The 14,297-nt window shown below is 73.7% G+C and carries 1 protein-coding gene; it reads left to right on the top strand.

Annotation, left to right across the window (positions count from 1 at the left end; genetic code table 11):
- Positions 1 to 11 precede the first annotated feature (11 nt).
- Positions 12 to 14,297: a type I polyketide synthase gene (locus tag Q5425_RS28380; protein ID WP_308675382.1), complete on the top strand. Its 14,286-nt coding sequence runs from the start codon at positions 12 to 14 to the stop codon at positions 14,295 to 14,297.

Raw genomic sequence — 14,297 nt, 5'->3', positions numbered from 1 at the left:
TCTGCGGCACAGTGCGCACCGATCTCATCAAGCCACTTCACGTCGCACTCCTCGAGAACGCGACCCGTTTCGCCGGCAAGCCGGCCTTCGCCGACGACCACCGGGTGATCACCTACGGCGACCTGGAGGCGCGGACGCGCCGGCTGGCCGGGCACCTGGCCGGCCTCGGCGTCCGGCACGGCGACCGGGTGGCGATCTGCCTCGGCAACCGGGTGTCCACTGTGGAAAGTTACTACGCGGTCCTGCGCGCGGGCGCCGTCGGCGTGCCGCTCAACCCCGGCTCGGCGACGGCCGAGCTGGAGCACCCGCTGGCCGACAGCGGCGCCTCGGTGGTCATCACCGACACCACGCAGGCGGCCCGGCTCCGGCTCGCGCCGCACGTCGAGTTGCTGGTGACGGGCGACGTCCCGGCCGGCGCCCACTCGTACGACGAACTCGCCGCCACCGAACCGGCCGAGCCCGCCGCGGACGACCTCGAACTCGACGAACCGGCGTGGATGTTCTACACCTCGGGCACGACCGGACGGCCCAAGGGCGTCCTGTCGACGCAGCGCAGCTGCCTCTGGTCCGTCGCGTCCTGCTACGTGCCGATCCCGGGGCTGAGCGACGAAGACCGGGTGCTCTGGCCCCTTCCGCTGTTCCACAGCCTTTCGCACATCGCCTGCGTCCTGTCCGCCACGGTGGTCGGCGCCAGTGTCCGGATCATGGACGGCAGTTCCGCCGAGGACGTCATGCGGCTGCTGCGCGCGGAGGACTCGACGTTCCTGGCCGGGGTGCCCACCACCTACCACCACCTGGTGCGGGCCGCCCGGCAGAGCGGGTTCTCGGCACCGAGCCTGCGGATCGGCCTGGCCGGGGGAGCGGTCCTCGGTGCCGGGCTGCGGAGCGAGTTCGAAGAGACCTTCGGCGTCCCGCTGATCGACGCCTACGGCAGCACCGAGACGTGCGGGGCCATCACCGTGAACCCGCCGGACGGAACCCGGGTCGATGGGTCCTGCGGCCTGCCCGTGCCGGGTGTCGGCGTGCGCGTCGTCGACCCCGGCACCGGCCTCGAAGTCCCCGCCGGCGAGGAGGGCGAGGTCTGGGTCAGCGGCCCGAACGTCATGCTGGGCTACCACAACAGCCCGGAAGCGACCGCCGCGGCGATGCGGGACGGCTGGTTCCGGACCGGCGACCTGGCCCGCCGCGACGAGGCCGGCTACTTCACCATCTGCGGCCGGATCAAGGAACTGATCATCCGGGGCGGTGCGAACATCCACCCCGGCGAGGTCGAAGCGGTCCTGCGCACGGTCGACGGCGTCGCCGACGCGGCGGTCGGCGGCGCACCGCACGACACGCTCGGCGAGGTGCCGGTCGCGTACGTCATCCCCGGCCCGTCCGGGTTCGAGCCCGCCGCGCTGATCAAAAAGTGCCGCGAACGGCTGTCCGCCTACAAGGTGCCGGAGCGGATCCTCGAAGTCGCCCACATCCCGCGGACCGCGTCGGGCAAGATCCGGCGGGGCCTGCTGGCCGGCGAGCCCGCCCAGCTGCGGTACACCGCGACCGAACACGAGGAACAGTCCCGGCACGCCGACGAGGCCGTGGCGGCGGCGCTGCGGGCCCGGCTGTCCGGTTTGGCCGGACGCGCCCAGAGCGAACTGCTGACGGACCTCGTCCGCACCCAGGCCGCCGACGTGCTGGGGCAACCGGTCCCGGCCGAGCGGGCGTTCCGCGATCTCGGCTTCACCTCGCTGGCCATCGTCGAACTGCGCAACCGGCTGACCGAGCACACCGGGCTGTGGCTGCCGACGAGCACCGTCTTCGACCACCCGACGCCGGCGGCGCTCGCCGCGCGCGTCCACGACGAGCTGCTCGGGATCACCCAGGCCGTCGCCGAGCCGGTCGTGGCGGCCGACCCCGGCGAACCGATCGCGATCGTGGGCATGGCGTGCCGGCTCCCGGGTGGCGTGGCTTCCCCGGACGACCTGTGGCGGCTGGTGGCCGAGCGCGTCGACGCCGTCTCCGGGTTCCCCGGCGACCGCGGCTGGGACCTCGACAGCCTGATCGACCCGGCCCGGGAACGCACCGGCACGTCGTACGTCGGCCAGGGCGGATTCCTCCACGACGCCGGGCAGTTCGACGCCGGGTTCTTCGGCATCTCGCCGCGCGAGGCCGTCGCCATGGACCCGCAGCAGCGGCTCTTGTTGGAGACGTCGTGGGAGGCTCTCGAAAACGCCGGGGTCGACCCGATCGCGTTGAAGGGCAGCGACACCGGCGTGTTCTCCGGCCTGATGGGCCAGGGGTACGGCTCCGGTGCGGTGGCGCCGGAACTCGAAGGCTTTGTCACCACCGGGGTCGCGTCGAGCGTGGCCTCGGGCCGGGTCTCCTACGTGCTGGGCCTGGAAGGCCCGGCCGTCACCGTGGACACGGCGTGTTCGTCGTCGCTGGTCGCGATGCACCTGGCCGCGCAGGCGCTGCGGCAGGGCGAGTGCTCGATGGCCCTCGCGGGCGGCGTCACCGTGATGGCGACGCCGGGGTCGTTCGTGGAATTCTCCCGCCAGCGGGCCTTGGCGCCCGACGGGCGGTGCAAGGCGTTCGCCGCGGCGGCCGACGGGACCGGCTGGTCCGAGGGTGTCGGCGTGGTCGTGCTGGAGCGGCTGTCGGTGGCGCGCGAGCGCGGCCACCGGGTGCTCGCCGTGCTGCGCGGCAGCGCGGTCAACCAGGACGGCGCTTCCAACGGGCTCACCGCACCGAACGGCCGGTCGCAGCAGCGGGTCATCCGCCGCGCACTGGCCGCCGCTGGGCTGGCACCGTCCGATGTGGACGTCGTCGAGGCCCACGGGACCGGGACGACGCTCGGTGACCCGATCGAGGCGCAAGCGTTGCTGGCCACCTACGGGCAGGAGCGGGAAACGCCGTTGTGGCTCGGCTCGCTCAAGTCGAACATCGGCCACGCGCAGGCCGCCGCGGGGGTTGCGGGCGTCATCAAGATGGTGCAGGCGCTGCGCCACGAGGTCTTGCCGCCGACGTTGCACGTCGACCAGCCGACTCTTGAAGTGGACTGGTCGGCGGGTGCGGTTTCGTTGCTGACCGAAGCTCGTGCGTGGCCGCGGAACGGACGGCCGCGCCGGGCCGGGGTGTCGTCGTTCGGCGTCAGCGGGACCAACGCGCACCTGATCCTGGAGGAAGCGCCGGATGCGGGTCTGCCGCAGCGTGTCGTGAGTGGAAAAGAGGGTTCTAACCCGCTTTTTCACTCACGACCGCCGGTGGTGCCGCTCGTGGTGTCGGCGCGGAGCGCGGCTGCGCTGGCCGGGCAGGCCGAGCGGCTGGCGGCGTTCCTCGAAGGGGACGTCTCGCTGACCGAGGTGGCCGGAGCGCTGGCCTCGCGGCGGGCGGTGCTGGACGAGCGCGCGGTCGTCGTGGCCGGTTCGCGCGAGGAAGCCGTGACCGGGCTGCGGGCGCTGAACGCGGCCGGTCCGGGGACGCCGGGCAAGCTCGTGTGGGTGTTCCCCGGCCAGGGGACGCAGTGGGCCGGGATGGGCCGTGAGCTCTTGGACGCGTCCCCGGTGTTCGCCGAGCGGATCGCCGGGTGCGCGGCCGCGCTGGAGCCGTGGATCGACTGGTCGCTCATCGACGTCCTGCGGGGCGAGGGCGACCTGGATCGGGTCGATGTGCTGCAGCCCGCCTGTTTTGCGGTGATGGTCGGGCTGGCTGCCGTCTGGGAGTCCGTGGGAGTCCGGCCGGACGCCGTCGTCGGGCACTCACAGGGTGAGATCGCGGCCGCGTGCGTGTCCGGGGCGTTGTCCCTCGAGGACGCGGCGAAGGTCGTGGCCCTGCGCAGCCAGGCCATCGCGGCGGAACTCTCCGGGCGGGGCGGGATGGCGTCGGTCGCCTTGGGCGAGGGCGACGTGGTCTCGAAGCTGGTGGCCGGGGTCGAGGTCGCCGCCGTCAACGGCCCGTCGTCGGTGGTGATCGCCGGGGATGCCCAGGCCCTCGACGCGACCCTCGAAATCCTGTCCGGCGAAGGCATCCGGGTCCGGCGGGTGGCGGTGGACTACGCCTCGCACACCCGGCACGTCGAGGACATCCGCGACACTCTGGCCGAGACCTTGGCCGGGATCAGCGCGCAGGCGCCGACCGTGCCCTTCTACTCCACCGTCACGAGCGAGTGGGTGCGCGAAGCCGGGGTCCTGGACGGCGGCTACTGGTACCGGAACCTGCGCAACCAGGTCCGGTTCGGGGCGGCCGCGACGGCCCTGATCGAGCAGGGCCACCAGGTGTTCGTCGAGGTGAGCGCGCACCCGGTGACGGTCCAGCCCTTGAGCGAGCTCACCGGGCACGCGGTCGGGACATTGCGGCGTGAAGACGGTGGCCTGCGCCGGCTCCTGACCTCGATGGGCGAACTGTTCGTCCGCGGCATCGACGTGGACTGGACGGCGGTGGTGCCCGCGTCCGGGTGGGTCGACCTGCCGACCTACGCCTTCGACCACCGGCACTACTGGCTCGAGCCGGCCGAACCGGCGTCGGCCGGCGACCCGGTCCTGGGCACGATCGTCAGCACGCCCGGCTCGGACCGCCTCACGGCCGTGGCCCGGTGGTCACGCCGGACACACCGGTGGGCGGCGGACGGCCTGGTGCCGAACGCGGCGCTGGTCGAGGCGGCTATCCGGCTCGGCGACCTGGCCGCCACGCCCGTCCTCGCCGAACTGACCATCGACGTGCCTGTCCTGCTACCGCCACGCGGTGGCCGGGACGTCCAGCTGATCGTCGGCGAACCCGGCGAGCAGCGGTCGCGTCCGATCGAGATCTTTTCCCGCGAGGCGGACGAACCGTGGACGCGGCACGCCCACGGCACCCTTGCCCCTCCCGCCGCTGCCGAGGTGACGGAACCGGCAGCGGCGGGAGTCGCCACCGACGTCACCGTCGACGGCCTGCGAGACGCGGACCGGTACGGGATCCACCCCGCGCTGCTGGACGCCGCCGTCCGCACGGTCGTCGGCGACGACCTGCTCCCGTCCGTCTGGACCGGCGTGTCCCTGCACGCCGCCGGGGCCACGACCGTGACCGTGACGCCGACGGCGACCGGCCTGCGGCTGACCGACCCGGCCGGGCAGCCCGTCCTGACCGTCGACTCCGTGCGCGGCACGCCGTTCGCCCCCGAGCGGGGGACCGCCGACGCGCTCTTCCGCGTCGGCTGGACGGAAATCCCGCTGCCCGGCGTGGTCGAAACCGACGTCCTGCCGTACGAAGCCACGTCGGTCGAGGCGACCCTCTCCGCGCTCCAGGCCTGGCTGGCGGACCCCGCGGAAACCCGGCTGGCCGTCATCACCGGGGACTGCACCGAACCCGGCGCGGCCGCGATCTGGGGCCTGGTGCGCTCGGCGCAGTCGGAACACCCGGGCCGGATCGTTCTGGCCGATCTCGACGACCACTCCGTGCTGCCCGCCGTGGTGGCGAGCGGCGAGCCGCAGGTGCGGGTGCGCAACGGCGTCGCGTCGGTGCCCCGGCTGGCCCGGGTGTCCCCGCAGCAGCACGAGCGGCCGCTCAACCCCGAAGGCACTGTCCTGATCACCGGTGGCACCGGAACGCTCGGCGCGCTGACCGCCCGGCACCTCGTCACCGCGCACGGCGTCCGGCACCTGGTGCTGGTCAGCCGCCGCGGTGAAGCGCCTGAGCTCCACGACGAGCTGACCGCGCTCGGCGCGTCCGTCACCATCGCGGCCTGCGACGTGGCGGATCGGGCGCAGCTCGAAGCCGTCCTCGGGGCGATCCCGGCCGAGCACCCGCTCACCGCCGTTGTGCACACCGCCGGCGTCCTCGACGACGGCGTCGTCACCGAGCTGACCCCGGCCCGGATCGACACCGTGCGGCGGCCGAAGGTGGCCGCCGCCCGGCTCCTGGACGAGCTCACCCGCGACGCCGACCTCGCCGCCTTCGTGCTGTTCTCCTCCGCGGCGGGCGTGCTGGGCAACCCCGGCCAGGCCGGTTACGCCGCGGCCAACGCCGAACTGGATGCGCTGGCCCGCCGGCGGAACAGCCTCGGCCTGCCCGCCGTGTCCATCGCCTGGGGTTACTGGTCGGCGGTCAGCGGCATGACCGAGCACCTGGGCGCCGCCGACCTGCGCCGCAATGAGCGGATCGGCATGTCCGGCCTCGACGCCGCCGAGGGCATGGCGCTGCTGGACGCCGCCATCGGCACCGGCGGCGCGCTCGTGGCGGCCAACTTCGACGTCCCCGCGCTGCGAGCGACGGCGAAGGCCGGCGGCCCGGTGCCGCCGCTGCTGCGCGGCCTGGCCCCGCTGCCGCGCCGTTCGGCGGCCACGACCGCGTCCCTGACCGAGCGGCTCGCCGGTCTGGGCGAGGCCGAGCAGGCCGAGGCCCTGCTCGACCTGGTCCGGCGGCACGCCGCCGAGGTACTCGGCCACTCCGGCGCCGGCGCCGTCCACACAGGACGGACCTTCAAGGACGCCGGCTTCGACTCGCTGACCGCGGTGGAGCTGCGGAACCGCCTCGCGGCCGTGACCGGGCTCACCCTGTCCCCGGCGATGATCTTCGACTACCCGAAGCCCCCGGCGCTCGCGGAACACCTGCGTACCAAGCTCTTCGGCGAAAACGCACCGCGTCCGGCCGAGATCGGCACGGCCGCGGCCGAAGAGCCGATCGCGATCGTGGCGATGGCGTGCCGCTTCCCCGGCGGCGTGCACAGCCCGGAGGACCTGTGGCGGCTGGTCGCCGACGGCGCCGACGCCGTCACCGAGTTCCCCGCCGACCGCGGCTGGGACACCGACCGGCTCTACCACGAAGACCCCGACCACGAGGGCACCACGTACGTGCGGCACGGCGCCTTCCTCGACGACGCCGCCGGGTTCGACGCCGCCTTCTTCGGCATCTCGCCGAACGAGGCGCTCGCCATGGACCCGCAGCAGCGGTTGCTGCTGGAGACGTCCTGGGAGCTGTTCGAACGGGCCGCGATCGACCCGACCACCCTCGCCGGGCAGGACATCGGCGTCTTCGCCGGCGTCAACAGCCACGACTACAGCATGCGGATGCATCGGGCCGCGGGTGTCGAAGGCTTCCGGCTCACCGGCGGTTCGGCCAGCGTGCTTTCCGGCCGCGTCGCCTACCACTTCGGCGTCGAAGGCCCGGCCGTCACGGTCGACACGGCGTGCTCGTCTTCGCTGGTGGCCCTGCACATGGCGGTGCAGGCGCTGCAGCGCGGCGAGTGCTCCATGGCTCTGGCGGGTGGCGTGATGGTGATGGGCACCGTCGAGACCTTCGTCGAGTTCTCGCGGCAGCGCGGGCTCGCCCCCGACGGCCGGTGCAAGGCGTTCGCCGACGGCGCGGACGGCACCGGCTGGTCCGAAGGCGTCGGGCTGCTCCTGGTGGAGCGGCTGTCCGAGGCCCGGCGCCGGGGCCACCAGGTCCTGGCCGTGGTCCGCGGGTCGGCGGTCAACTCCGACGGCGCGTCGAACGGCCTGACGGCGCCGAACGGCCCGTCCCAGCAGCGGGTGATCCGCAAGGCGCTGGCCGCCGCCGGACTGTCCACATCGGACGTCGACGCGGTGGAGGCCCACGGGACCGGGACGACCCTCGGCGACCCGATCGAGGCGGAGGCGCTGCTGGCGACCTACGGCCAGGACCGCGAGCAGCCGCTGTGGCTCGGCTCGGTGAAGTCGAACCTCGGGCACACGCAGGCCGCGGCGGGGGTCGCGGGCGTGATCAAGATGGTCATGGCCATGCGCCACGGCGTCCTGCCCCGGACGCTGCACGTCGACCGGCCGTCGTCCCACGTGGACTGGTCGGCCGGTGCGGTGGAACTGCTGACCGAGGCCAGGGACTGGACGAGCAACGGCCACCCGCGCCGGGCGGGCGTGTCCTCGTTCGGCATCGGCGGCACCAACGCGCACGTCGTCCTGGAAGAGGTGCCCCAGCCGGTCGTGACGCCGGAGCCGGAGCCCGCCGATTTCCTGGTGCCGGTGCTGTTCTCCGCGCGGACGGCGGCCGGGTTGCGCGACCAGGCCGGACGGCTCGCCGGGTTCCTCGGCGAGCGGCCCGACGTCCGGGTCGTCGACACCGCCCACGCGCTCGCCACCACGCGGGCCCAGCTCGACCACCGGGCCGTCGTCCTGGCCTCCGACCGGGAACAGCTCCGCAGCGACCTCGCCGCCTTCGGTCCCGGCGTTGTGACCGGGACGCCGGTGGACGGCAAGCTGGCCGTCCTCTTCACCGGCCAGGGCAGCCAGTGGGCCGGCATGGGCCGCGAACTCGCCGAGACGTTCCCCGTCTTCCGCGACGCCTTCGAGGCCGCGTGTGACGCCGTGGACGCGCACCTGCGTGAACGTCCGCTGCGCGAAGTCGTCTTCACCGAAAGTGCGCTGCTCGACCAGACCATGTACACCCAAGGCGCGTTGTTCGCCGTGGAGACCGCGCTGTTCCGGCTCTTCGAGTCGTGGGGCGTGCGGCCGGACCTCCTCGCCGGCCACTCGATCGGCGAGCTCACCGCCGCGCACGTGTCCGGGGTGCTGGACCTGGCGGCGGCGGGCGAACTGGTCGCCGCGCGCGGCCGGCTGATGCAGGCCCTGCCCGCGGGCGGCGCGATGGTCGCCGTCCAGGCGACCGAAGACGAGGTCGTGCCCCTGCTCGGCGCCGCCGTCTGCGTCGCCGCGGTCAACGGCCCGGACTCGGTGGTGCTCTCCGGCGCCGAAGACGCCGTGCTCGCCGTCGCGGCCGAACTGGCGGGCCGCGGCCGCAAGACGAAGCGGCTGACGGTCAGCCACGCCTTCCACTCGCCGCTCATGGAGCCGATGCTCGACGAGTTCCGCGCGGTCGCGGAGCGCCTGACGTACCGGGCCGGGTCGCTGCCCGTCGTCTCGACGCTGACCGGGGAACTCGCGGCGCTCGACACCCCCGACTACTGGGTCGACCAGGTCCGCAACGCCGTGCGGTTCAGCGACGCCGTCACCACGCTGAGCGGCCAGGGTGCGACGACGTTCCTCGAGCTCGGCCCGGGTGGCGCGCTCACCGCCATGGCGCTCGGCACCCTCGGCGGGCCGGAGCAGAGCTGCGTCGCCACGCTGCGCAAGAACGGCGCAGAGACCCCCGACGTCCTGACTGCGCTCGCCGAACTGCACGTGCGCGGCGTGGCCGTGGACTGGACCGCGGTGCTCGACCGGCCGGGTACGGCGGTCGGGACCGTCCTGCCCACCTACGCGTTCCAGCACCAGCGGTTCTGGGTCGACGTCGACGAGCTGGCCGAAGTCGGTGTGGCCCCGCGTCCTGCACCGGCCCGGCCGGCCGAGCCGGTGCAGGACGTGCTGGAGCTGGTCCGGGAGAGCGCCGCGGTGGTGCTGGGGCACCGGGAGGCGGACGCGTTCGACCTCGACCGGTCCTTCAAGGACCACGGGTTCGACTCCCTCAGCGCGATCAAGCTGCGCAACCGCCTGCGCGACTTCACCGGCGTGGAACTGCCCAGCACGCTGATCTTCGACTACCCGAACCCGGCCGTCCTCGCCGATCACCTGCGGGCCGAGCTCCGCGGCGAGCGCCCGGCCGCGCCGGTGACGGTGCTGCGGGAGGTCTCCGACGAGCCGATCGCGATCGTCGGCATGAGCACCCGGCTGCCGGGCGGCGCGGACAGCCCCGAAGAGCTGTGGAACCTCGTCGCGGAAGGGCGGGACGCGATCTCCGGCTTCCCCGTCGACCGCGGCTGGGACCTGGACGGCCTCTACCACCCGGACCCGGCCCACCCGGGGACGAGCTACACGCGCACCGGCGGCTTCCTGCACGACGCGGCCCAGTTCGACGCCGGGCTCTTCGGGATCTCGCCGCGCGAAGCCCTGGCCATGGACCCGCAGCAGCGGCTGCTGCTGGAGACGTCGTGGGAAGCACTGGAACGCGCGGGCGTCGACCCCCTGTCCGCGCGCGGCAGCGACGTCGGCGTCTTCACCGGGATCGTCCACCACGACTACGTGACGCGGCTGCGCGAAGTCCCCGAAGACGTGCAGGGCTACACGATGACCGGGACGGCTTCGAGCGTGGCGTCCGGCCGGGTGGCCTACGTCTTCGGCTTCGAGGGGCCCGCCGTCACGGTGGACACGGCGTGTTCGTCGTCGCTGGTGGCGATGCACCTGGCGGCGCAGGCGCTGCGGCAGGGCGAATGCTCGATGGCCCTGGCCGGCGGCGCGACCGTGATGGCCAGCCCGGACGCCTTCCTGGAGTTCTCCCGCCAGCGCGGCCTGTCGGCCGACGGCCGCTGCAAGGCGTACTCGGACGGCGCGGACGGCACCGGCTGGGCCGAGGGCGTCGGCGTGGTCGTCCTCGAACGGCTTTCGGTGGCCCGCGAGCGTGGCCACCGGGTCCTGGCCGTCCTGCGCGGCAGCGCGGTGAACCAGGACGGCGCGTCGAACGGCTTGACCGCCCCGAACGGTCCTTCGCAGCAGCGGGTGATCCGCGGTGCGCTGGCGAGCGCCGGGCTGGCACCGTCCGATGTGGACGTCGTGGAAGGCCACGGCACCGGGACGGCGCTTGGCGACCCGATCGAGGTCCAGGCGCTGCTGGCCACCTACGGCCAGGACCGCGAACAGCCGCTGTGGCTCGGCTCGCTGAAGTCGAACATCGGGCACACGCAGGCCGCCGCGGGGGTGGTGGGCGTGATCAAGATGGTGATGGCCATGCGCCACGGCGTCATGCCGGCCACCCTGCACGTCGACGAGCGCACCAGCCAGGTCGACTGGTCAGCGGGCGCGATCGAGGTGCTGACCGAGGCCCGGGAGTGGCCGCGCACCGACCGCCCGCGCCGGGCCGGCGTGTCCTCCTTCGGGGCCAGCGGCACGAACGCACACCTGATCATCGAGGAAGGACCCGATGCGGGTCTGCCGCAGCTTGTCGTGAGTGAAAAAGCGGGTTCTAACCCGCTTTCCCACTCACGACCGGCTGTGGTGCCGCTGGTGGTGTCCGCGCGCAGCACCGGTTCGCTGGCTGGGCAGGCCGGCCGGCTGGCCGCGTTCCTCGAGAACGAGTCGTTGACGGGGGTGGCCGGGGCCCTGGTGTCGAGCCGCGCGACGCTGAACGAGCGGGCGGTCGTCGTCGCGGGCTCGGCCGATGAGGCCCAGGCCCGGTTGCAGGCGCTGGCCCGCGGGGAGAACGCACCCGGCGTCGTGACCGGCAGCGCGGGCAAACCGGGCAAGGTCGTGTGGGTGTTCCCCGGCCAGGGCTCGCAGTGGCTCGGCATGGGCCGGGAACTCCTGGACTCCTCGCCGGTGTTCGCCGAGCGGATCGAGGAGTGCGCCGCCGCGCTGGAGCAGTGGACCGGCTGGTCGCTGCTCGACGTGCTGCGCGGCGACGCCGACCTGCTCGACCGGGTCGACGTGGTGCAGCCCGCGAGCTTCGCGATGATGGTCGGCCTCGCCGCGGTGTGGACCTCCCTGGGTGTGGTCCCGGACGCGGTGCTGGGCCACTCCCAGGGCGAGATCGCCGCCGCGTGCGTCTCCGGAGCGCTGTCGCTGGACGACGCGGCGAAGGTGGTCGCGTTGCGCAGCCAGGCGATCGCCGCGGAACTGGCCGGACACGGCGGGATGGCCTCGGTCGCGCTGAGCGAAGAAGACGCCCTCGCACGGCTGGCGCCCTGGGCGGACCGGGTCGAGGTGGCCGCGGCCAACAGCCCCTCCTCGGTCGTCATCGCGGGCGACGCGCAGGCCCTCGACGAGGCGTTGGACGCGTTGGCCGGCGACGGCGTCCGGGTGCGGCGGGTCGCGGTGGACTACGCCTCGCACACCCGGCACGTCGAGGCCATCGCCGAAACCCTGGACAAGGCCCTGGACGGGATCACCGCGCAGGCTCCGGCGATCCCCTTCTATTCCACCGTTCTCGGCGCGTGGATCGAGGACGCCGTCGTCGACGGGGGCTACTGGTACCGGAACCTGCGGCAGCAGGTGCGGTTCGGCCCCTCGGTGGCGGACCTGGCCGGGCTGGGGCACACGGTGTTCGTGGAGATCAGCGCCCACCCGGTGCTGGTCCAGCCCCTGAGCGAGATCAGCGACGACGCCGTGGTGACCGGGTCGCTGCGCCGGGACGACGGCGGTCTCCGCCGCCTGCTGGCCTCGGCGGCCGAGCTGTACGTCCGGGGCGTGGCCGTGGACTGGACGGCCGCCGTGCCCGCGTCCGCCTGGGTCGACTTGCCGACGTACGCCTTCGACCGCCGGCACTTCTGGCTGCACGAGGCCGAGATCCCCGAAGCTGCGGAAGGCGCGGACGGCGAGTTCTGGACCGCGGTCGAACAGTCCGATGTGGACAGCCTGGCCGAGCTGCTCGACTTGGTGCCCGAACAGCGCGGGGCGCTCAGCACCGTCGTACCCGTGCTGGCCGGGTGGCGGGACCGCCGCCGCGAACGCTCGACCGCGGAGAAGCTGCGCTACCAGGTCACCTGGCAGCCGCTGGAGCGCGAAGCCACCGGCGTGCCGGCCGGCCGCTGGCTGGCCGTCGTCCCGGCCGGCACCACCGACGCGCTCCTGAAGGAGCTGACCGGCCAAGGACTCGACATCGTCCGGCTGGAAGTCGGGGAATGTTCGAGGGACCGGCTCGCCGAGCGGGTGCGGGGTGTCCTGGCGGAGAACGACCTCGCCGGCGTGCTGTCGCTGCTCGCTCTCGACGGCGGGCCCGCGGACGCGACCGAGATCACCGCTTCGACGCTCGCGCTGGTCCAGGCCCTGGGCGACACCAACACCTCCGCGCCGCTGTGGTGCCTCACTTCCGGCGCGGTGAACATCGGCATCCAGGACGCCGTCACCGCACCGGCCCAGGCGGGTGTGTGGGGACTCGGCCGCGCCGTCGCGCTGGAGCGCCTCGACCGGTGGGGCGGCCTGGTCGACCTGCCCGCCGCGATCGACGCGCGCACGGCCAAGGCCCTGCTCGGGGTGCTCAACGGCGCCGACGGGGAAGACCAGCTCGCGGTCCGGCGGTCGGGCGTCTACCGCAGGCGGCTGGTCCGCAAGCCCGTGCCGGAGTCCGCGGCGAGCCGGTGGGAGCCGCGCGGCACGGTCCTGGTGACCGGCGGGGCCGAAGGGCTCGGCCGGCACGCCTCGGTCTGGCTCGCGCAGTCCGGCGCCGAACGGCTCATCGTCACCGGCGCCGACGACGTCGAAGAACTGCGGGCCGAGCTGGCCGGCTTCGGCACCACGGTCCAGTTCTGCGCCGGCACCGACCGGGACGCGCTCGCGCGGCTGGTGGCGGACTCGGAGGTCACCGCTGTGGTGCACGCCGCGGACATCGCGCAGACCAGCTCCGTCGACGACACCGGGCCCGCCGACCTCGACGAGGTGTTCACCGCCAAGGTGGCCACCGCGGTGTGGCTGGACCAGCTGTTCGAGGACACCCCGCTCGACGCCTTTGTCGTGTTCTCCTCGATCGCCGGCATCTGGGGCGGCGGCGGGCAGGGCCCGGCCGGTGCGGCGAACGCCGTCCTCGACGCCCTGGTCGAATGGCGCCGGGCCCGCGGCCTGAAGGCGACGTCGATCGCCTGGGGTGCGCTGGACGAGATCGGCATCGGCATGGACGAGGCCGCCCTCGCCCAGCTCCGCCGCCGCGGTGTCCTCCCGATGGCGCCGCCGCTGGCGGTCACCGCGATGGTGCAGGCGGTCGCCGGCAACGAGAAGGCCGTGGCGGTGGCCGACATGGACTGGGCGGCCTTCATCCCCGCGTTCACCTCGGTCCGGCCCAGCCCGCTGTTCGCGGACCTGCCCGAGGCGAAGGCGATCCTCCAGGCCACGCAGGACGACGGCGCGGACGGCGACACGGCTTCGTCGCTCGCGGACTCCCTGCGCGCGGTCCCGGACGCCGAGCAGAACCGCATCCTGCTGAAGCTGGTCCGCGGTCACGCCTCGACGGTCCTCGGCCACAGCGGGGCCGAAGGCATCGGCCCGCGCCAGGCGTTCCAGGAGGTCGGCTTCGACTCCCTGGCCGCGGTCAACCTCCGCAACAGCCTGCACGCGGCCACCGGGCTGCGGCTGCCGGCGACGCTGATCTTCGACTACCCCACCCCGGAGGCGCTGGTCGGCTACCTGCGCGTCGAACTCCTCCGGGACGCCGACGACGGCCTGGACGGGCGGGAAGACGACCTCCGCCGGGTCCTCGCGTCCGTGCCGTTCGCGCGGTTCAAGGAGGCGGGCGTGCTGGACGCGCTGCTCGGCCTCGCGGACGCGGACGCAAGCACCGGCACCGGCAACGGCGCCGCCGAAGCGGCCCCGGCCGCCGGCGACGCAGAACTGATCGACGCACTGGACATCTCCGGTCTCGTGCAACGGGCCCTCGGGCAGACGAGCTGA

It is taken from the genome of Amycolatopsis sp. A133, assembly GCF_031082405.1.
Classification (GTDB): Bacteria; Actinomycetota; Actinomycetes; order Mycobacteriales; family Pseudonocardiaceae; genus Amycolatopsis.
The sequence above is the reverse complement of the archived record's forward strand: the minus strand, read 5'-3'. Positions and strand labels throughout refer to the sequence as shown.